Genomic DNA, 20,109 nt, shown 5'->3' on the forward strand with positions numbered 1-20,109 from the left:
CGGCGGTGCTGCTACAATGCCGGCCGTGGCGGGTCTCCCCGCATTGCAGCGCGGTGAACCTGGTCAGGGCCGGAAGGCAGCAGCCACAGCCGTTTCCTGCAAGTGCCGGGGGTCGGGCTCGCCACCCTGAACATCGAAGCCGAAGGGCGCTCCAATGCGGGCGCCCTTCGGCTTTTCCGCGCTCCGGGTCCGGAGCGCGGCATTCAGGCGAGGACGCGGTCCAGCACCATCATCGCCGCGAAGCCGATGATCAGCCCTGCGGTGGCGAGGGTCTCGTGGCCGCGGCGGTGCGATTCCGGGATGATCTCGTGGCTGACCACGAACAGCATCGCCCCCGCCGCGCCGGCCAGCGCCCCCGGCAGGATCGCCGCCGAGGCCGATACCAGCAGCGAGCCGGCGACGGCCGCAACCGGTTCGATCAGGCCCGACACCGCGGCGACGCCGAAGGCGAACCGGCGCCCGTAGCCTGCGCTGACGAGGGCGATGGCGACGATCAGGCCTTCGGGCACATTCTGCAGCGAGATTCCGGTGGCGACGGTGCCGCTGCTTCCGGGGACGGCGGTGCCGAGTGCGGAAGCGACGCCGATGGCGAGGCCTTCGGGGAGGTTGTGCACCGCGATCGCGAACACGAACAGCCACACCGCAGTGCCGCTGCGCGTGCCGTCGGGGGCGTGGCGGTGCGGCAGCGCGCGGTCCATCGCCAGCAGCAGCCCGGCGCCGAGGGCGAGGCCGACGGCGACCAGCAGGGCGGCTCCGGCTTCATCCAGGCCCCGGCCCCGGGCGGCGGTGAACGCCGGCAGCAGCAGCGAGAACACGCTGGCGGCGAGCATCACTCCGGCGCCGAAGCCGAGCAGCGCGCCCTGGGTGTCGGCGCCGATGCGGCGCATCACGAGCAGGGGCAGGGCGCCGAGTGCGGTCGCCGCGGCCGCCATCGCGCCGCCCGACAATGCCGCCGGCACCGCCAGGGCGAAGCCTTCGAGATCGCGCACCGCCCCGCTGAGGAGGACGGCGGCGCCGGTGAGAACGATCAGCCAGCCGCTGAGCGCACGCAGGGCGCCGGCCGGACCGGCAGGCTGGAAATGCAGACGGGCGACGTGGGCGACCATGATCGGGCTCCTTGGCGGGCAGGACGGACCGGATGTGCGTCGTGCTTTCCTCGGAGTATGGCGATCAGGCTCCTATAATTCGAATTGATATTTCGTTGAAAACGGATAGCTTGATGCTATTTTGTGCCGCTGGCCGGTGCGGGGTGCTCACTCGGGGCGACGATAGCCTCCGGCGACGCCGTGCGGCGACATGACGATCTGCCACAGCTGGTTGCTGCGCGCGCGGAAGGTGCCAGCGCAGGCGAGCAGGTAATAGCGCCACATGCGGTGGAAGCGCTCGCCGTAGCGTGCGGCGAAGCGCGGCCAGGCGGCTTCGAAGCGGGCGTGCCAGGCCATCAGGGTGCGGTCGTAGTCGGCGCCGAAGTTGTGCACGTCTTCGATGATGAAACCGTCTTCGGCGGCGTCGGCGATCTGGCCGAGCGAGGGCAGGTCGCCGTTGGGAAAGATGTAGCGGTCGATCCAGGGGTCGGTCGGAGTGCGGCGCAGGTTCTTGCCGATGGTGTGGAGCAGGAACAGGCCGTCGTCCTTCACGCTGCGCCGCACCACCTCGAAGAAGGCGCCGTGGTTCTTGGCGCCGACGTGCTCGAACATGCCGATCGAGGCGATGCGGTCGAAGCGTTCGTTGCCGCCGCGGTTGAACTGGCGGTAGTCCTGCAGGCGGAAGGCGACCGGCAGCCCGGCGCAGCGGCCTTGGCCGTGCTCGGCCTGCTCGCGCGAGATGGTGAGGCCGACGCATTCGACACCATAGTGCTCGGCGGCGAATTTCATCAGGCTGCCCCAGCCGCAACCGATGTCGAGCAGGCGCATGCCGGGCGCGAGGCCGAGCTTGCGGCAGATCAGGTCGAGCTTGGCGGTCTGCGCCTGTTCCAGCGTGGCGGCGTCGGCCCAGTAGCCGCAGGTGTAGGCGAGGTGGCCGTCGAGCATGGCTTCGAAGAAGTCGTTGCCCAGATCGTAGTGCAGGGTGCCGACCTGCCAGCTGCGGCGCAGGCTCTGCAGATTGAACAGGCGGGCGCGAAGGCCTTGCACCCGCAGCGCACCGGTGCCGACTTTCTCGTCGAGGCGGGCGGACAGCACGCGGGCGATAAATTCGTCCAGGCGGGCGCAGTCCCACCAGCCTTCCATGTAGCTTTCGCCCAGACCGAGGCTGCCGCGGGCGAGGATGCGCTCGGCGGTCTGCGAGTGGCGGATCACCATGTCCCAGGGGCGCTTGCCGTCGACTTCGATGTCGGCGCCGGCGAGCAGCTCGGCGATCGCACGCAGGGCCGGCTCATGCGCGGCCCGGCTGCACGGGGCGGCGGCGGGCGTATCCCGATGGTCGGCGGCGGGGCGGCCGGTGGCGGTGGTGAGCTTCGTGTCCATCGTTGTTCTCCCGGCGTCGGATGGAGGGAACAAGGGGGGCAGTGCATGTCCGCCCCGGTCATGCCGGGCGGAAATCTTGCGCAGCGCCGTATCCAGCATAGACAGGAGGGGCGGAACGATCCAATCGCCCGGCCGGATCCCGCCGTTCGCGATCGATGACGGGGTGGGCGCTTTCGGTGCACTCGTGGCGGAACGAATGCGGCGCGGCCGGCGCGCGTCGCTCTGCTAGAATCGCCCGCCATGAGCTATCAGGTCCTTGCGCGCAAGTGGCGGCCGAAATCCTTCGCCACGCTGGTCGGTCAGGAGCACGTCGTGCGTGCGCTGACGCACGCGCTCGCCACCGGCCGGCTGCATCACGCCTGGCTGTTTACCGGCACCCGCGGCGTGGGCAAGACCACGATCAGCCGCATCCTCGCCAAGGCGCTCAACTGCGAGACCGGGGTCACGGCCGAGCCCTGCGGCGTCTGCGAGGCCTGCCGCGCGATCGACGCCGACCGTTTTCCCGACTACGTCGAGATGGACGCCGCCTCCAACCGCGGCGTCGACGACATGGCGGCGCTGCTCGACAAGGCCGTCTATGCGCCGGTCCAGGGGCGCTACAAGGTCTACATGATCGACGAAGTGCACATGCTCACCGGGCATGCGTTCAACGCGATGCTGAAGACGCTGGAAGAGCCGCCCGCGCACGTCAAGTTCATCCTCGCCACCACCGATCCGCAGAAGATCCCGGTGACGGTGCTGAGCCGCTGCCTGCAGTTCAACCTCAAGCAGATGCCGCCGGGCCACATCGTCGATCATCTGGGGCGCATCCTCGAGGCCGAGGACGTCCCGTTCGAGCCGGGCGCATTGCGCCATCTGGCGAAAGCGGCGGCGGGCTCGATGCGCGATGCGCTCTCCTTGCTCGACCAGGCGATCGCGCACGGGGCTGGCCAGGTCGGGGAAGAGCAGGTCGCCCACATGCTCGGCACGGTGGGCGACGACCACTTGTACGCGGTGCTCGATGCGCTCGCCGCCGCCGACGTTCCTGCGCTGCTCGCGGTCGCCGATGGCATGGAAGCGCGCAGCCTGTCGTTCGATGCCGCGCTGCAGACCTTGGCGACGCTGCTGCATCGCATCGCGCTGGCCCAGTTCGCGCCCGCGGCGATCGTCGACGAAGCCGAGCGCACGCGCGTCGCCGGCTATGCGGCCGGGTTCGATGCCGAATACCTCCAGCTCGCCTACCAGATCGCGATCCACGGTCGCGACGAGCTGGCACTGGCGCCGGACGAGTACACCGGCTTCACGATGACGCTGCTGCGCCTGCACGCCTTCCGCCCGGAGCAGCCGCAAGCGCTCGGCGGGCCGGGGGGCGGGGCCGGGGGCGCCGGCCGCGCCCGGGCGATGCCGGCTTCGGCCGCCCCCGCTTCCGGCGCGCCCCGGCCTGCGGCCCCGGCCACGCCCGGTACCGGCGGGTCGTCCCGGCAGGATGGTCCACCGGCTGCGGCGGTGCCTGCCGCTGCGCCCCCGCGCACGGCGGAACCGTCCGGCGCGGCGCCGGTGGGGCAGGCGGCAGGGGCAGTGCTCCGGTCCGCGCCGGCCACCGAGCCGGCGGCGAGGCACGACGTGCCGCCGTGGGAGGCGCTGCCGCCGGAAGCCTACGCGGCCGACGGTGGCAGTGTGAACGTTAGCGGAAGCTTCGCCGCCCCCGCTCGAGCCGGCCGCCGCCGTTGCCCCCCGCCCGGTGCCCGCTGCGGCGCCGCCGGCGCCGGGCGGGGCGGATGCGCTGCTGGCGCAGGGCGACTGGCGCGGACTGATCCGGGTGCTCGAACTCAGCGGCCTGGTGCGTCACTGGCGCAGCACTGCGAGTGGGTCGGCGGCGATGCGAACCGCCTCCAGCTGCGCCTGGCGGCCGATCACCGTCACCTGCTGGACATGAGCCGTGGCGCCCTCGACCGCCTCCAGGACCAGCTTTCGACCGTACTCGGACGCAGTCTGAAGCTCCGGATCGACATCGGCGACATCGCCGGCGAGACTCCCGCGCAGCGCGATGCGAGCGAGCGCCGGGCGCGCCACGCCGAGGCCGTCGCCGCGCTCGAGGCCGATCCGCTGGTGCGCGACTTGATCGAACGTTTCGACGCCACCCTCGTCGAGAATACGGTGAAACCCCTGTGAGCCCCCTGTAAGCCCGTTGCCGGCGGGCCGCCCGGCACGGCCGCTGCGCACCCCCGGCGGCTGGGTGCGGGCACGGCCGGGCAGGGGGCCGGATCGCCTCCCGTTTGTTTTTGACCCACTCATTCCGACCGACTCGACGGAGAACGCATGATGATGAAAGGTGGTATCGCCGGCCTGATGAAGCAGGCCCAGCAAATGCAGGAAAACATGAAGAAGATGCAGGACCAGCTGGCTTCGATCGAAGTCGAGGGCCAGGCCGGTGCCGGCATGGTGAAAGTCCTGATGACCTGCAAGCACGACGTCCGCCGGGTGTCGATCGACGACTCGGTGATGGACGACAAGGAAATGCTCGAAGACCTCGTCGCCGCCGCACTCAATGATGCGGTGCGCAAGGCCGAGGCTGCCACCCAGGAAAAAATGGCCAGCGTCACTGCCGGGCTGAACCTGCCGCCGGGCATGAAGCTGCCGTTCTGAGCGGAAGGCGCGGCATGATGCCTTCCAGCCTCGATGCGCTCATCGAGGCGCTGCGCTGTCTGCCCGGCGTGGGGCCGAAGTCCGCCCAGCGCATGGCCTACCACCTGCTGCAGCGCGACCAGCGCGGCGCGGCGCGGCTCGGGCGCGCGCTCACGCACGCGCTCGAGGTGCTGCGCCATTGCGAGCGCTGCAACAGCTTCACCGAGGAGGCGGTCTGCCCGCGCTGCGCCAATCCGCGGCGTGACGCTTCGCTGCTGTGCGTGGTCGAGATGCCCGCCGATCTGGCGATGATCGAGCAGACCCAGGCCTACAGCGGTCTGTACTACGTGCTGATGGGGCGCCTGTCGCCGCTCGACGGCATCGGCCCGCGCGAGCTTCGCCTCGGCAAGCTGATCGCGCGCGCGACCGAGGACGGTGTGCGCGAGGTGATCCTGGCGACCAACTTCACCAACGAGGGGGAGGCGACCGCACACACGGTCGCCGCGCTGCTGTCGGCGCGCGGCGTGGCGGTGACGCGGCTGTCGCGCGGGGTGCCCGTGGGCGGCGAGCTCGAGCATACCGACACCGGCACCATCGCCCAGGCGCTGGTCGAGCGTAAAACGGTCTGATTCCTGTCATCGACGGGTTTGCTGCGGCGCAGAAAAACCGTGCTCACAAGAGGGCTGTTCGAACCCTGTTTTCGCGCGGAAAGCCTTGTTCCTGCAGGCGATCCCGGCTTTTCGCTTTCTCTGCTGCAGGGTCTTCGCTATAATCCGCCGATTGTTTTGGTATCCAGGTCTTTCGAGTTTTCCTTTCTGGGAAGAGGGTCATGAGCGTTGATCAAAAGATGGACAGCAGTCGCCGCACCCTGCTGCTGGCGACGTCCGCCGCAGGCGGCGTCGCTGCGGTGGCGACCGCGGTGCCGTTTGTCGCCAGTCTGACGCCGTCCGAGCGCGCCAAGGCAGCCGGGGCGCCGGTCGAAGTGGACGTGAGCAAGCTCGCGCCGGGCGAGATGATGACGGTGGAGTGGCGTGGGAAGCCGGTCTGGATTCTGCGGCGCACGCCCGAGATGCTCGCTTCGCTGGAGCAGACCGATGGCAAGGTGAGCGATCCCGATTCGGCCAAGCCGATGCAGCCGGCCTATGCGCAGAACAAGCACCGTTCGATCAAGCCCGAATACCTGATCGCGGTCGGGATCTGCACCCATCTCGGCTGCTCGCCGTCGGAGAAGTTCAAGGTGGGCGCCGAAAGCGGCATGGGCGCCGACTGGCCGGGCGGCTTCCTGTGCCCCTGTCATGGCTCCATCTTCGATCTGGCCGGCCGCGTCTACAGCAGCATGCCGGCACCGGACAACCTCGAAATCCCGCCGCACCACTATCTCGCGGATACCACCATTCTTGTTGGCGAAGACGGGAAGGCCTAAGCGATGACAACCAAATCCCAAGCCGTGCTCGACTGGATCGACGAGCGTTTTCCGCTCACCTCGACCTGGAAGGCGCATCTGTCCGAGTACTACGCGCCGAAGAACTTCAACTTCTGGTACTTCTTCGGTTCGCTGGCGCTGCTCGTGCTGGTGATCCAGATCGTGACCGGCATCTTCCTGGTCATGCACTACAAGCCGGACGCCTCGCTCAACGCTGCCGGCGTGCCGGTGGCCTTCGCCAGCGTCGAATACATCATGCGTGAAGTGCCCGGCGGCTGGCTGATCCGCTACCTGCACTCGACCGGCGCGTCGGCGTTCTTCATCGTCGTCTACCTGCACATGTTCCGCGGCCTGCTCTACGGCTCCTACCGCAAGCCGCGCGAGCTGATCTGGATCTTCGGCACGCTGATCTTCCTCGTCCTGATGGCGGAAGCCTTCATGGGCTATCTGCTGCCGTGGGGGCAGATGTCGTTCTGGGGGGCGCAGGTCATCGTGAACCTGTTCTCGGCGATCCCGCTGATCGGTCCCGACCTGTCGCTGGTGATCCGCGGCGACTACGTCGTCTCCGACGCCACCCTCAACCGCTTCTTCTCCTTCCACGTCATCGCCGTGCCGCTGGTGCTGATCGGGCTGGTCGTCGCCCACATCGTGGCGCTGCACGAAGTCGGCTCGAACAACCCGGACGGAGTCGAGATCAAGAAGAAGAAGGACGCCAACGGCATTCCGCTCGATGGCATCCCGTTCCACCCCTACTACACGGTGAAGGACATCGTCGGCGTCGTCGCCTTCCTGTTCTTCTTCAGTGCGGTGGTGTTCTTCGCCCCCGAAGGCGGCGGCTACTTCCTCGAGTTCAACAACTTCATCCCCGCCGATCCGCTGAAGACGCCGCCGCACATCGCGCCGGTGTGGTACTTCACCCCCTTCTACTCGATCCTGCGCGCGGTGACCTATCCGCTGTTCGGGCTCGACGCCAAGTTCTGGGGCGTGGTGGCGATGGGCGCGTCGGTGGTGATCATCGCCTTCCTGCCCTGGCTCGATCGCAGTCCGGTGAAGTCGATGCGGTACAAGGGGCCGATCTTCAAGATCGCCGTGGCCGTCTTCGTGGTGTGCTTCTTCATCCTCGGCTACCTGGGCGTGCTGCCCCCGACCCCGGGGCGCACCCTGGTGTCGCAGATCTGCTCGGTGCTGTATTTCGCCTTCTTCCTGCTGATGCCGTGGTACAGCAAGCTCGACAAGTGCAAACCCGAACCGGAAAGGGTGACTTTCAAATGAAGATGCGTCTACTCAACCTGATCAAGCGCGCAGCGGCGGCCCTGCTGTTCGCTCCGGCCGTCGCGATGGCGGCCGGCGCCGCCCTGCACCTCGACAAGGCGCCGGTCAGCACCGATCCGGCTGCGCTTCAGCACGGCGCCAAGCTGTTCGTCAATTACTGCCTGAACTGCCACAGCGCCAGCTTCACGCGCTACAACCAGCTCCAGGAGATCGGTCTGTCCGAGCAGGCGATCCGCGACAACCTGATGTTCACCGGCGAGCGCGTCGGCGACCTGATGAAGATCGCGATGCGCCCGGTCGAGTCCAAGGTCTGGTTCGGCGCCGCGCCGCCTGACCTCACCCTGGTCGCCCGCCAGCGCGCGTCCGAGTTCGGCAGTGGTGCCGACTGGCTGTACACCTACCTGCGCCAGTTCTATCGCGATCCCGCTCGCCCGACCGGCTGGAACAACGTCGTCTTCGAGAACGTCGGCATGCCGCATGTGTTCTGGCAGCTGCAGGGCGAGCAGGTGGCGGCGGTCACCGAGAACGCGGACGGCAGCAAGAAGGTCGAATTGTCGCTCGCCAAGCCGGGACTGCTCGCGCCTGCCGAATACGACAAGGCGGTGGCCGATCTGGTGTCCTTCCTCGTCTGGATGGGCGAGCCGGTGGCAGAGAAACGCAAGACGATCGGTGCCGTGGTGCTGATCTTCCTTGCCGGCTTGTTCGTGCTCAGCTATGCGCTGAAGAAGAACTACTGGAAGGACATTCATTGATCCTTGTCGCGGTGGGCCGCAAGGCCGTCTAGCGCGCCCTGGCCCCAGACGCACCACGCGAAACCGCGTGGTGCGCTTTTGCTTTTGAATTCCGGAGTGGCAACATCATGATGAACCTGTATTCCGGCACGACCGATCCGTTCAGTCACCGCTGCCGGATCGTGCTGTTCGAAAAGGGAATGGACTTCGAGGTCATCGACGTCGATCTCTACAACAAACCCGAAGACATCGCCGTCATCAACCCCTACAACCGCGTGCCGGTGCTGGTCGATCGCGACCTCGTGCTGTACGAGGCCAACATCATCAACGAGTACATCGACGAGCGCTTCCCGCATCCGCAGCTGATGCCGCCCGACCCGATCATGCGCGCGCGCGCGCGCCAGTTGCTGCACACGTTCGAGCAGGAGCTGTTCACCCACCTCGAAGCGCTCGAGGCCGCACAGAAGGGCGTCGACAAGGTCCGGGTCCATGTGCGCGACCACCTGACCCAGCTCGCCCCGGTGTTCACCAAGCAGAAGTACATGCTGGGCGACGAATTTTCCATGCTCGACGTGGCGATCGCGCCCCTGCTGTGGCGCCTCGAGCACTACGGCATCGAGTTGCCGAAAGCCGCCGCGCCGCTCATGAAGTACGCCGAGCGCATTTTCAGCCGTCAGGGTTTCATCGATGCGCTGACGCCGTCCGAAAAGGTCATGCGCCGTTGAGGGGCCGACCTGAAGCGGGGAGAGCGGGGGCGCGAGCGCGCTCCGCCTCCCCTGTGGAGATCCGATGACGACTGTCTCGACCAAGCCTTACCTGCTGCGCGCCATCTGGGAGTGGTGCGTCGACCAGGGGTTCACCCCTTACCTCGCGACCCGGGTCGATGGGCAGACGCGGGTTCCCCCCGGCTATGCCCGCGACGGCCAGCTGGTGCTGAATCTCTCGCCCGATGCGACCTCCCAGCTCCAGATGGACAACGACACCATCTCCTTCCAGGCCCGCTTCGGCGGCGCCGCCCATGCGCTGGTGATTCCGGTGGCGAACGTGATCGCCATCTATGCACGCGAAAATGGCCAGGGCATGGCGTTCGAGCCCGAGGAGGATGAGGCCGGCGAGGGGCCGGTCGAAGACATGGCCGAGGCCGGTGCCGAACTCGCGCAGGAACGCAGCGACGCGCCGTCGGCCGACACTCCGCGCCCTGCGCGCGGGAGCCATCTGAAGGTCGTGAAGTAAGGAGAGACGGATGCCGGACCTGGTGTGGAGCGACGAACTCGAGAACGATCTCGCGCCGATGGACGACACCCATCGCGAATTCGTCGCCAGTTACAACGCGCTGCTCGCGGCCGCGCCGGAAGACATGCTGGCCGCGTTCGACACGCTGGTCGCGCAGGCGAAGGCGCATTTCGACCTCGAAAACGGCTGGATGGAGGCGGTCGACTTCCCCGGCTGCCACCGCGCCGAGCACGACCGCGTGCTGGCGGTGATGCAGGACGTCCGCCAGCGCATGGCGCGCGGCGACCTGTTCTTCGCCAGGCGCCTGATCGAAGAGCTGCCGGCGTGGTTCCGCAATCATGTCAACGGCATGGATGCGGCGCTCGCCTTCCATCTCGCGAGCATCGGCTTCGACGTCGCCAGCGGCACCTGCTCGCCGCCGCTCGATGCGGCGGGCGGCGCGCGCGGCTGCGCCTGCGCCGTGCTCAGCGCGGAAGACGGAACGGAAAACTGAGCGGCGGAGTGCGTCCGCACATCAGCTCGGCGAGCGCTGCCGCCGAGCCGCAGGCCAGGGTCCACCCCAGGGTGCCGTGCCCGGTGTTGAACCACAGGTTCGGCGCCCGCCCCCGGCCGATCACCGGAAGGTTGCCCGGCGTCGCCGGTCGCAGCCCGGCCCAGGGTTCGACCCGCTGCTCGTCGATCGCCCCCGGGAAGCGGTTGTTCACCCACTCCAGAATGGGGCGGATGCGCTCGCTGCGGATGCGGGTGTCGAAACCGTTCAGTTCCGCGGTGCCGGCGACGCGCAGGCGGTCTCCCAGGCGCGAGCACACGATGCGGCGCGATTCGTCGGTGAGGCTGACGCTCGGTGCCCGCGCCGGATCGAGCAGCGGCGCGGTGATCGAATAGCCCTTGACCGGATAAATCGGCAGGCGCTCGCCCAGCGGCGCGACCAGGCGCGGGCCGTAGCTGCCGAGGCAGACCACGTAGGCATCGGCGCGCAGCGCGCTGTGCCGTCCTTGCGCATCGCACACTTCGACACTTTCGATACCCTTGCCGGGGCTGCTGCGCAGGCCACGGATCGCACTGTCCCAGTGCAGGTTGGCGCCGTTTTCCTGCAATCGGGCGGCGAGCTCGCGGGTGAAGCGGAACGCGTCGCCCGACTCGTCGCCGGGAGCGAACAGGCCGCCGGCGAGGGTTTCGGCGCCGGCGGCGAGTGCCGGTTCGAGGGCGAGGCACTCGGCCCGGCTGCAGACGCGGGCCTCGATCCCGAACCGCTCCAGCTGGCGGGCGCGTGCCGGCGCCTGGGCGAACTCGCGCGGAGTGTGGAACAGATGGAGGATGCCGCGTTCGAGCTGATCGTACTGCAGCCCGGTGCGGGCGCGCAGTTCGCGCAGGCGCTCGCCGCTCCATAGCGCCAGCGCGGCGATCGCCGCGGTATTGCGGTGGGCGCGGGCAGGCAGGCATTCGAACAGGAAGCGCGCCCCCCACAGCCACTGCGCGGGGTCGGTGGTGGGGCGGAACTTGAGCGGGGCGTCGTCGCGCCCCAGCCAGCGCAGCACCTGCAGCGGTGCCCCCGGGTTGGCCCACGGCTCGGGGTGGCTGATCGAGATCTGCCCGCCGTTGGCGAAGCTGGTTTCGAGCGCCGGCCCGGGCTGGCGATCGACGATGCTGACGCCGAAACCGGCCTGCTGCAGATACCAGGCGGTCGTGACGCCGGACAGGCCGGCGCCGAGAACCATGACATGCATGTAAGGTCGGGGTGCGGTGGGTTGGAAAGCCGGGTTGGGAAGCCGGGTTGGGGCGGACGCTGGGTGCGCCTGGGCGGTGAGCGGCCGGCGGCCGCTGGCGCAGCCCGGAGCCGGATCTGCGCAGCGGCGCGACGGAGGCGTCGATGATAACCGCTCGCCGCCCGCGGTGAAACCGGATGCGGGCTGAAAGCCGTGCGCTCGGGGCGCGGAACCGCGATAATCCGCCCTTGTCCGTAAAGTCCGTGTTCCGGGAGTTTCTCATGCGCCGTGTCACCCTCACCCAGTTCCTGATCGAGCAGCAGCGCGCCGGCCGCATCACCGCCGACTTGCGCCTCCTGATCGAGGTCGTCGCGCGTGCGGTCAAGGCGATCAGCGTCAACATCTCGAAGGGCGCGCTCGCCGGCGTGCTCGGCGAAGCCGGCACCGACAACGTCCAGGGCGAGGCGCAGAAGAAGCTCGATGTGATCGCCAACGAAATCCTGCTGCAGGCCAACGAATGGGGCGGCCATCTCGCCGCGATGGCCTCCGAAGAGGTCGAGACCGTGCACCAGATCCCCTTCGATTATCCGAAGGGCGGCTTCCTGCTGCTGTTCGATCCGCTCGACGGCTCGTCCAACATCGACGTCAATATTTCGGTGGGCACCATCTTCTCGGTGCTGCGCAACCCGCCGGGCGAGGCCGAGCCCACCGAGGGCAGCTTCCTCCAGCCGGGGCGCGAGCAGGTCGCTGCCGGCTACGCGGTGTATGGCCCCTCGACCCAGTTCATCCTCACCGTAGGCAAGGGCGTGCATGGGTTCACGCTCGACCGCGAGATGGGCAGCTTCATCTACACCCAGCCCTACCTGACGATTCCGGCCGACACCCACGAGTTCGCGATCAACGCTTCGAATGCGCGCTTCTGGGAAGCTCCGGTGAAGCGCTACGTCGACGAGATGGTGGAAGGCAAGGCCGGCCCGCTGGGCAAGGACTACAACATGCGCTGGGTGGCCTCGATGGTCGCCGACGTGCACCGCATCCTCACCCGCGGCGGCGTGTTCATGTACCCGATGGACGAGAAGTGCCGCCACCAGGGTGGCAAGCTGCGGCTGATGTACGAGGCCAATCCGATGGCGATGCTGGTGGAACAGGCCGGGGGGGCGGCGACAACCGGACGCGAGCGCATTCTCGACGTCCAGCCGCTCAAGCTGCACCAGCGGGTGCCGGTGATCCTCGGCTCCAAGAACGAGGTCGAGCGGGTGACCGGATACCACCGCGAACCCTGAGCGGGAGGCGGATCGTGCCCGTGCCGCACCGATGGCTGCGTGCGCTGGCGCTGTCGGTGGCGGCAGCGGCCGGCGCGGGGGGCACGGCTCAGGCCCAGGAGGTGCTGGCGGTCCGGCTCGAGGCTCCAGATGCGCTGCGGCCGCTGCTCGAGCGCCACGTCCGCCTGCTCCAGCGCGACGGGACGGCCCTGCCCGACGAAGCGGCCGACCGCGCGGCGATGATCCGCCGTGCACGGCGCGAAATCGCCGAGCTGCTGGCGACCGAAGGGTATTTCAGCCCCGCCACCCGCATCGATCGCCGCGATGCGCCGCGGTGGACGGTCGAAGTCGAACCGGGTCCGCGCACCGAAGTCGCCGAAGTGCGCATCGAGTTCGAGGGCGAGATCGCCGCGGCCGCCGGCAGTGGCGGGGTCGAACCCCTCGACGCCTTGCGCGCGCGCTGGAGCCTGCCGGTGGGGGCGCCTTTCCGCCAGTCGGACTGGGACGGCGCCAAGCAGGGCCTGCTCGATGCGGTCAGCACGCGCCGCTACGCGGTCGCCCGCATCGCCCGCAGCCGCGCCGAGATCGACCCCGAAACCGCGCGTGCACGGCTGACGGTGACGGTGGACAGCGGCCCGGCGTTCTACCTCGGGGAACTGGTCGTCGAAGGCCTCCAGCATCTGCCCGCCGACCTGGTTACGCGCTACAGCCTGCTGCGCAAGGGCGCGCCGTACGACCGCGAGCAGCTGCTGGCCTTCCAGACCGGGCTGCAGAACACGCCGCACTTCGGTTCGGTGATCGTCGATATCGAGCGTGATCCGGCACGGGCCGCGGCGGCGCCGGTGCGGGTCCAGGTGACCGAGGCGCTGCCCAGGCATTTCGGCGTCGGCGCCGGCTATTCGACCAATACCGGGGCGCGGGTCGAAGCGTCCTATCGCGACGTCAATTTGCGCCGGCGCGGCTGGGAACTGTCCACCGGCCTGCGTCTGGAGCAGCGCCGCCACGCCCTTTACGCCGACGTTTTCCTGCCGCCGCGGGGCCGTCATCGCGACAGCTTCGGCGCCCTGCTCGAGGGCAGCGACCTCGAAGGGCTGAAAGTGACTTCGCAGGCGCTGGGGGCGGCGCGCATCGAAACCCGTGGCGACATCGAGACCCGGCTCGCGCTGCGCCTGCAGCATGAAAAGATCGAGCCGAGCGGGGCACCAGCCCAGTCGAACAACACCTTGACCGCCAACTGGACGTGGACGAAGCGGGCCGTCGATCAGCTCCTCGACCCGACCCGTGGCTACGTGCTCGAGTTCCAGGTCGGCGGGGGGGCGGCGGTCGCCCTTGCCGAGCAGGATTTCGTCCGCCTCTATTCGCGCTTCGTGCGTTACTGGCCGGTCCGCGGCAGCGACGTCTTCATCCTGCGCGCCGAAGGGGGCGTCACCCTCGCCGACAGCCGCGAAGGTATTCCGCAGGACTTCCTCTTCCGGGCCGGCGGCGCCCAGTCGGTGCGCGGCTACGACTACCAGAGCCTGGGCGTCCGCGAAGGCGGGGCCACGGTCGGCGGGCGCTATCTGGGCACGCTCAGTGCCGAGTATGTGCACTGGTTCCGGCCGCAATGGGGGGCGGCCTTCTTCGTCGATGCCGGCGACGCGACCGACTCCCGCACCGACTTCGATGCGCACGCCGGCTACGGTGTCGGCGCACGCTGGCGCAGCCCGGCCGGACCGCTGGCGATCGACCTCACATGGGGGGAGCGGGAGCGCCGGCTGCGGCTGCACTTCGGCGTGGCGATCGCGTTCTGAGCATCCCCACCGCGGCACGCGGCGGAAGGCGTCCGGAAAGGATGCAATCGGCCGCAATACGCTCCTTTGAATGTGCGCCCGCTCAGTGTGCAGCCGGCAGTCCCTCAGTGCGGCCGGCGGTCCACTTCTGCGGCCAAGGCCTGCAGCGCCGGCGAGATGTGCACAGGATAGGACTCGCCTGCCGCGGCGGCCTCCAGCCGGCGCAAGGCATCCGGCAGGCGGGTGAGGTTGGCGGCGGCATCGCCGCGGAGGGCGTCGAGCGCCGGGGACGCGGCCAGGCGCGCGCCGCCGCGCAGCACCGGCTGGAGCAGCGCGACGGCGCCGGCGGGCGGCGGCTCCCCGATGAGGGTGACGTGGTCGCACAGGAGCGAACCGTCGGCCGCGAAGCGGCGATACACCTGCTTCGCGCCGGGCCAGGTGGCCTTGCCTTCGGAGCGTTTGCGTCGCGGCACGCCGGCATAGCTTTGCAGCTTGTAGGCCGAGTCGAGCGCGGGCGCGTCGGCCGAGGTGGTGAGCTGGGTGCCGATGCCGAAACCGTCGATCGGTGCCCCGGCGGCGAGCAACGCGGCGATGCGGTGCTCGTCGAGGTTGCCGCTGGCGAAAATGCCGACCTCGGCGAGGCCGCCGGCATCGAAGATGGCGCGTACCCGGCGCGCATGGGCCGCGAGGTCGCCGCTGTCGATCCGCACTGCGACCAGTTGGGCGCCGCGTGCCTTCAGCGCCGGAGCGAGGGCGACGACCTTGGCCGCGGCGGCCTCGGTGTCGTAGGTGTCGATCAGCAGGGTCACGCGGCTCGGCTGCGATGCCGCGAACTGGGTGAAGGCCTCGCTTTCGAACGGATGCGCCTCGATGTAGGCGTGCGCCATGGTGCCGAACACGGGGACGCCGAAGCGCTGGCCGGCGAGCACCGTGGCGCTGCCGGCAAAGCCGGCGAGGTAGCTCGCGCGGGCGGCGAGCACCCCCGCTTCGGCGCCGTGGGCACGGCGCAGGCCGAAGTCGACGAGCAGCTTGCCGGGGGCGGCGAGCACGCAGCGCGCGGCCTTGGTTGCGATCAGGGTGGAGAAGTTGAGCAGGTTGAGCAGCCGGCTCTCGACGAACTGCGCTTCACCGATCGGCGCCTCGACGCGCAGGATCGGCTCGTCGGCGAAGAACACCGTGCCCTCGCTCATCGCATCGACGTCACCGCTGAAGCGAAAGCCGCGCAGCCAGTCGAGGAAGGCGGGCTTGAAGCGGCCGCTTCCGCTCAGCCAGGCGAGTTCGTCGGCAGTGAAGCGGAGGCGCTCGAGGTAGTCGAGCGCCTGTTCGAGGCCGGCAGCGACCAGGAAGTTGCGCTGCGGCGGGAGGGCGCGGACGAACAGTTCGAACACCGCGCGCTCGCCCATGCCTTCGTCGAAATAGGCCTGCAGCATGGTCAGTTCGTAGAGGTCGGTGAGCAGCGCGCTGTCGTTCATGGCCGTGCTCCGCGCAGCCGGTCGAGCGCCAGCGGTTGCGCACCGGCGGCGGCCATCTCCTCCTCGGCGCGCTTGCCGTCGCCGGGATGGACGTCGACGGCGCGGACCGCATCGGCCAGCAGCACCGTGGAAAAGCCGGCCGCGAGCGCGTCGAGCACGGTGGCGCGGACGCAGTAGTCGGTGGCCAGGCCGCCGACGAACAGGCGCCGGCAGCCCAGGCCGTGGAGCAGCGCCTCGAGGCCGGTGCCCTGGAAGCCGGAGTAGGCGTCGGCCTCGGGGGTGACCGCCTTGGAGACGATATGGGCGGCGGGCGGGACCGCGAGCCCGGGGGCGAACGCGGCTCCCGCGCTGCCGGCGATGCAGTGCGGCGGCCACGGCCCGCCGGCTGGACGGAACGAGCAGTGATCGGGCGGATGCCAGTCGCGGGTGAAGATCACCGGCAGCCCGCATTCGTCGAAACGTGCGATGTAGCGGTTCAGGGGCGGGACGACCCGGTCCCCGTCCGCCACGCCGAGGGCGCCGCCGGGGAGAAAGTCGCGCTGCACATCGACGACGACGAGGGCATCGCCGGGCTGGAGCACGAGCGCTGCGGAATCAGGCTGGAGGGCGGTGTGGCTGGCGGACATGTCATCCTCCCCGGGCGGGGCCCGTCGTTGCGGCGGCCGGTTGCGGGCGGGAGTGCCAACCCTGGCGGAAATGGAGTACTTTCCATCCGTCTGCCGGCCTGTTGTCAGTTTAGTTGCTTCTGCCGGTGTCCTGATCAGTGATCACCTCTCGCGGAGGACCGCATGGATCGACCGCCCGGCCTGCGCACCTGTCTTTACGATACGGCCCGGCTCGAAGCCGTGATCGACGCCATGGCCCGCCAGGCCGCCGGCCTGTTCTCCGGTCGCGAGCCGCTCGCAGTGGTCGGCGTCCTGCGCCGGGGGGCGCCGCTGGCCGACCGCATCGGCGATGCGATGGTGCGCCGTTACGGCATGCCTGCGCCGCTGCGCCTGGATCTGAAGGTCAAGCGCTACGCCGACGATCTGCGCCTCCTTCACCCCGAAACCGAGCTCCGCGAAGACCCCTCCCAGGCTGCGCTCGATCTGCGCGGATACGGCCTGCTCGTCGTCGATGACGTGCTGTTTACCGGGCATTCCCTGCTGCGTGTCGTCGCCCACCTGGCGGAGCGGCAGCCGGCGGTGATCCGCGTCGCCGCCCTCGTCGATCGTGGCGCCGCGCAACTGCCGGTGCGCGCCGACGTCACCGGCGTCCGTCTCGATATCGCGCCGGCCGACATCATCGAATGCAACGTTCCGCCCTACGAGACCGACTTCCGCATCGAGTTGCTGCAGCCGGAGCGCGGGCGCTGACCCTTGCCGTGCCGGGGTTTTCTGCATTCCGCGCCCTGACTCGGGGCGATCGGCAGGCTATGGTGAAGCATCACGACCGATGCCGCTGCACTGGCGGCGAGGGAGGACCGGGATGCTGTTCCGCGATCGACTCGATGCTGCCGAGCGCCTCGTGGCGGCGCTGGCGCCCTATCGTGGGTGCAACCCGCTCGTGCTCGCGATTCCGCGCGGGGCGGTGCCGATGGGCGCGGCGCTGGCACAGGCGCTGGACGGGGAGCTGGACGTGGTGCTGGTGCACAAGTTGAGCTCGCGCTGGAACCCCGAATATGCGATCGGCGCGATCGACGAGGGCGGCAGGGTGTTCGTCTCCGATCCGGAAGCGGACGATGCGACCTGGCTGACGGCCGAGAAGGCGCGCCGCCTCGACGAGCTGCGGCGGCGGCGCGCGCTGTATTCGGGCGGAGCTGCGGGTGCCGATCCGCAGGGGCGGGTCGCCATCGTCGTCGATGACGGCCTCGCCACCGGGTCGACCATGCTCGCCGCGCTCCATGCCGTGCGCGCGCGGATGCCGCACAAGCTGGTGTGCGCGGTGCCGGTCGCGGCCCCCTCCAGCCTGGAGCGGGTCCGCCCTTACGCCGATGAGCTCGTCTGCCTGCATGCGCCGGCGGATTTCCGGGCGGTGGGGCAGTTCTTTGCCCGCTTCGAGCAGGTCGAAGACGACGAGGTCGTGGATTGCCTGCGCCGCCATCGCGGACGGGACGGGGACGACGGGCCAGGCGGGCGCAAGCCCGTGCCGGGCTGAGCGTGCTTGCCCGCGGCCGGTTCGCTGCGTGCGGGGACTGAATCCGTCGCCTCTGGCGCAGGCGAAGGGACGGTGGACGGGGGCGTTTTCCGGCGCTACGCACTTCCCCGGCCCGGTTGCCGCGGGGGCGCGCTGGTCCTTCGAGGTGTCCTCCGAGGTGGACAATCCGCTCCGGGCAGGGAACAATGCGGGCTCGGCCCCGGCCAGGGCCGGCTTCCGTGCAACCGAAGGAGCGCATGCATGACTTCCCTGTTCGATCCCATCCGGATCGGCGACCTCGACCTTGCCAACCGCATCGTCATGGCGCCGCTGACGCGCAACCGCGCTACCGCCGGCGAGCTGGCGGGACCGATGACCGTGGAGTACTACCGGCAGCGCGCCAGCGCCGGCCTGATCATCGCCGAAGGCAGCCAGATCAGCGCGATGGCGCAGGGCTACCTCGACACCCCGGGCATCTACACGCCGGCGCAGGTCGCGGCCTGGCGCACGGTCACCGATGCCGTGCATGCCGCGGGCGGACGCATCGTGATCCAGCTCTGGCATGTCGGGCGCATCTCGCACGTGTCGCTGCTGCCGGGTGGTGCGGCGCCGGTGTCGTCCACCGCCCGGCGCGCGCCGACCCAGACCTTCACCCGCGACGGCTTCGTTGATGTTTCCACGCCGCGCGCGCTGCGCGACGACGAGCTGCCCGGGCTGGTCGCCGACTACCGCCACGCCGCGCGCTGCGCGCGCGAAGCCGGTTTCGACGGCGTCGAAGTGCATGCCGCCAACACCTACCTGCTCGAGCAGTTCCTGCGCGACAGCGTCAACGACCGCAGCGGCCCCTACGGCGGCAGCATCGCCAACCGCGCCCGCCTGCTGCTCGAAGTGATGCAGGCCGTCAGTGCGGAGATCGGCGCCGGCCGTTGCGGTGTGCGCTTGAGCCCGATGATGACCTTCGGCGGCAGCACGGCGCGCGACAGCGACCCGCAGGCGCTCTACGGCTACGTCGTGGAGCAGCTCGCGCCGCTCGGCCTGGCCTACCTCCACGTCATCGAAGGGGAGACCGGCGGTGCCCGCCATCCGGCCGGTGCCCCGGTTTTCGACTACGATGCCCTGCGCCGCAGCTTTCCCGGCGCGTGGATGGTGAACAACGGCTATCGCCGTGCCGAGGCGATCGATGCGGTGGCCGGCGGCCGGGCCGATCTGGTGGCCTTCGGCCGCTCCTTCATCTGCAACCCCGACCTCGTGCGCCGGCTGCGCGAGGACGCGCCGCTCAACCCGCTGCGCACCGACAAGCTCTACGGTGGCGGCGCCGAGGGCTATATCGACTACCCGACGCTGGAAGAAAGTAAAGAGGAGCAGGAATGAGCAGTAACAACGACATGCAGGCGTATCTGGCCCCGAGCGATTTTTTCGATTTCCACCATCCGCGTGTGCGCGACTTCATCGACGAGGCCGTCGGCACTGCCGCCGACCCGGTGGACCGCGCGGTGCGCCTGTATTACGCGGTGCGCGACGGCGTGCGCTACGACCCCTACCGCTTTTACATGAGAAAGGAATATTTCGTCGCCAGCCGCACGGTCGCCGAGGGCGCTGCGTATTGCGTGCCGAAGGCGATCCTGCTGGCCGCGGCGGCGCGCGGTGCGGGCATCCCGGCGCGGGTCGGCTTCGCCGACGTGCGCAACCACCTCAGCACCGAGCGCCTGCGCCAGCTCGTCGGTGGCGACCTCTACCGCTGGCACGGCTACGTCGCGCTCCATCTCGAGGGGCGCTGGGTCAAGGCCACGCCGGCGTTCAACCTGCAGATGTGCGAGCGCTTCGACGTCAAGCCGCTCGAATTCAATGGCCGCGACGATTCGCTGATGCATCCTTACAACGCGCGCGACGAGCGCCACATGGAGTACGTGAACGACCGGGGCGTGTTCGACGATTTTCCTTTCGAGGAACTCGTCGATGACATGCGGGCCTTCCACCCGCACCTGGTGGATGCGGCCGAAGCCAGCCTGAGAGGCGACTTCGAGCACGAGGCGATGGTCGACCGCTGAGCGGCATCG

19 protein-coding genes, 1 other RNA gene and 1 pseudogene are annotated in these 20,109 nt (G+C 69.2%); 16 read left to right on the plus strand and 5 right to left on the minus strand.

Translation table 11 applies throughout. The features are described from left to right. Positions 1 to 27 precede the first annotated feature (27 nt). Positions 28 to 126, plus strand: an RNA gene (ffs, locus tag Tharo_RS05160) — signal recognition particle sRNA small type. 77 nt (positions 127 to 203) lie between these two features. On the opposite strand, the gene Tharo_RS05165 is transcribed toward ffs, so the two are convergent. Both Tharo_RS05165 and cfa read right to left on the minus strand, forming a co-directional pair. Further along, positions 204 to 1,106 carry a ZIP family metal transporter gene (locus Tharo_RS05165; protein ID WP_107220278.1) on the minus strand — a complete coding sequence of 301 codons (903 nt, stop codon included), beginning with the start codon at positions 1,104 to 1,106 and terminating at the stop codon, positions 204 to 206. Positions 1,107 to 1,253: 147 nt separating this feature from the next. Further along, positions 1,254 to 2,465, minus strand: a complete 1,212-nt coding sequence (gene cfa / locus Tharo_RS05170) for a cyclopropane fatty acyl phospholipid synthase (protein WP_107220279.1) — start codon at positions 2,463 to 2,465, stop codon at positions 1,254 to 1,256. A gap of 240 nt (positions 2,466 to 2,705) precedes the next feature. On the opposite strand from cfa, the pseudogene dnaX reads away from it, so the two are divergent. The 9 genes and pseudogenes from dnaX to Tharo_RS05215 all read left to right on the plus strand — a co-directional run bounded on the left by dnaX (position 2,706) and on the right by Tharo_RS05215 (position 10,221). Further along, positions 2,706 to 4,616, plus strand: a pseudogene (gene dnaX / locus Tharo_RS05175) (DNA polymerase III subunit gamma/tau). A 150-nt stretch (positions 4,617 to 4,766) separates the two neighbouring features. Beyond that, entirely contained in the window at positions 4,767 to 5,090 is a 324-nt protein-coding gene (locus Tharo_RS05180) for a YbaB/EbfC family nucleoid-associated protein (RefSeq protein WP_107222318.1), read from the plus strand. Positions 5,091 to 5,104: 14 nt separating this feature from the next. Beyond that, positions 5,105 to 5,698, plus strand: coding sequence for a recombination mediator RecR (gene recR / locus Tharo_RS05185; protein ID WP_107220281.1), 594 nt, complete (start codon positions 5,105 to 5,107; stop codon positions 5,696 to 5,698). Between the two features lie 200 nt (positions 5,699 to 5,898). Further along, positions 5,899 to 6,492 (plus strand): ubiquinol-cytochrome c reductase iron-sulfur subunit, encoded by a 594-nt coding sequence (gene petA / locus Tharo_RS05190; RefSeq protein WP_107220282.1) that lies wholly within the window; start codon positions 5,899 to 5,901, stop codon positions 6,490 to 6,492. Positions 6,493 to 6,495: 3 nt separating this feature from the next. After that, complete coding sequence (locus tag Tharo_RS05195; RefSeq protein ID WP_107220283.1) at positions 6,496 to 7,764, plus strand: cytochrome b; 1,269 nt, start codon at positions 6,496 to 6,498, stop codon at positions 7,762 to 7,764. Next, a complete protein-coding gene (locus Tharo_RS05200) occupies positions 7,761 to 8,516 on the plus strand; it encodes a cytochrome c1 (protein ID WP_107220284.1) in 756 nt (251 codons plus the stop codon). Before Tharo_RS05195 ends, Tharo_RS05200 begins: the two co-directional genes overlap by 4 nt. 107 nt (positions 8,517 to 8,623) lie before the next feature. Further along, a complete protein-coding gene (locus Tharo_RS05205) occupies positions 8,624 to 9,220 on the plus strand; it encodes a glutathione S-transferase N-terminal domain-containing protein (RefSeq protein WP_107220285.1) in 597 nt (198 codons plus the stop codon). Between the two features lie 64 nt (positions 9,221 to 9,284). Then, positions 9,285 to 9,728: a ClpXP protease specificity-enhancing factor gene (locus Tharo_RS05210; protein WP_107220286.1), complete on the plus strand. Its 444-nt coding sequence runs from the start codon at positions 9,285 to 9,287 to the stop codon at positions 9,726 to 9,728. 10 nt (positions 9,729 to 9,738) lie between these two features. Beyond that, the gene (locus tag Tharo_RS05215) at positions 9,739 to 10,221 is read left to right on the plus strand and encodes a hemerythrin domain-containing protein (protein ID WP_107220287.1); all 483 of its coding nucleotides are present in this window, start codon (positions 9,739 to 9,741) and stop codon (positions 10,219 to 10,221) included. Here the strand turns inward: Tharo_RS05215 and Tharo_RS05220 are convergent. After that, positions 10,193 to 11,455 (minus strand): D-amino acid dehydrogenase, encoded by a 1,263-nt coding sequence (locus Tharo_RS05220; RefSeq protein ID WP_107220288.1) that lies wholly within the window; start codon positions 11,453 to 11,455, stop codon positions 10,193 to 10,195. The two genes, Tharo_RS05215 and Tharo_RS05220, sit on opposite strands and share 29 nt — an antisense overlap. Before the next feature lie 260 nt (positions 11,456 to 11,715). On the opposite strand from Tharo_RS05220, the gene Tharo_RS05225 reads away from it, so the two are divergent. Together Tharo_RS05225 and Tharo_RS05230 are read left to right on the plus strand one after the other, a co-directional pair. Continuing rightward, positions 11,716 to 12,717 (plus strand): class 1 fructose-bisphosphatase, encoded by a 1,002-nt coding sequence (locus Tharo_RS05225; RefSeq protein WP_107220289.1) that lies wholly within the window; start codon positions 11,716 to 11,718, stop codon positions 12,715 to 12,717. A gap of 20 nt (positions 12,718 to 12,737) precedes the next feature. After that, positions 12,738 to 14,486 carry an autotransporter assembly complex protein TamA gene (locus Tharo_RS05230; RefSeq protein WP_211309659.1) on the plus strand — a complete coding sequence of 583 codons (1,749 nt, stop codon included), beginning with the start codon at positions 12,738 to 12,740 and terminating at the stop codon, positions 14,484 to 14,486. Between the two features lie 104 nt (positions 14,487 to 14,590). On the opposite strand, the gene Tharo_RS05235 is transcribed toward Tharo_RS05230, so the two are convergent. Continuing rightward, positions 14,591 to 15,937: a nicotinate phosphoribosyltransferase gene (locus Tharo_RS05235; RefSeq protein WP_107220290.1), complete on the minus strand. Its 1,347-nt coding sequence runs from the start codon at positions 15,935 to 15,937 to the stop codon at positions 14,591 to 14,593. Beyond that, the gene (locus tag Tharo_RS05240; RefSeq protein WP_107220291.1) at positions 15,934 to 16,563 is read right to left on the minus strand and encodes an isochorismatase family protein; all 630 of its coding nucleotides are present in this window, start codon (positions 16,561 to 16,563) and stop codon (positions 15,934 to 15,936) included. The genes Tharo_RS05235 and Tharo_RS05240 overlap by 4 nt, the downstream gene beginning before the upstream one ends. 162 nt (positions 16,564 to 16,725) lie before the next feature. Here Tharo_RS05240 and Tharo_RS05245 point away from each other — a divergent pair, with 162 nt between their 5' ends. From Tharo_RS05245 to Tharo_RS05260, 4 genes are all read left to right on the plus strand, one after another. Next, entirely contained in the window at positions 16,726 to 17,292 is a 567-nt protein-coding gene (locus tag Tharo_RS05245; protein WP_107220292.1) for a phosphoribosyltransferase family protein, read from the plus strand. A gap of 112 nt (positions 17,293 to 17,404) precedes the next feature. Beyond that, entirely contained in the window at positions 17,405 to 18,073 is a 669-nt protein-coding gene (locus Tharo_RS05250; RefSeq protein WP_107220293.1) for a phosphoribosyltransferase, read from the plus strand. A gap of 240 nt (positions 18,074 to 18,313) precedes the next feature. Then, positions 18,314 to 19,423 (plus strand): alkene reductase, encoded by a 1,110-nt coding sequence (locus Tharo_RS05255; protein ID WP_107220294.1) that lies wholly within the window; start codon positions 18,314 to 18,316, stop codon positions 19,421 to 19,423. Next, on the plus strand, positions 19,420 to 20,100 hold the full coding sequence (locus Tharo_RS05260) for a transglutaminase domain-containing protein (RefSeq protein WP_107220295.1): 681 nt from the start codon (positions 19,420 to 19,422) through the stop codon (positions 20,098 to 20,100). The genes Tharo_RS05255 and Tharo_RS05260 overlap by 4 nt, the downstream gene beginning before the upstream one ends. Positions 20,101 to 20,109 lie beyond the last annotated feature (9 nt).

This window comes from Thauera aromatica K172, assembly GCF_003030465.1.
In the GTDB taxonomy this organism is placed as follows: domain Bacteria; phylum Pseudomonadota; class Gammaproteobacteria; order Burkholderiales; family Rhodocyclaceae; genus Thauera; species Thauera aromatica.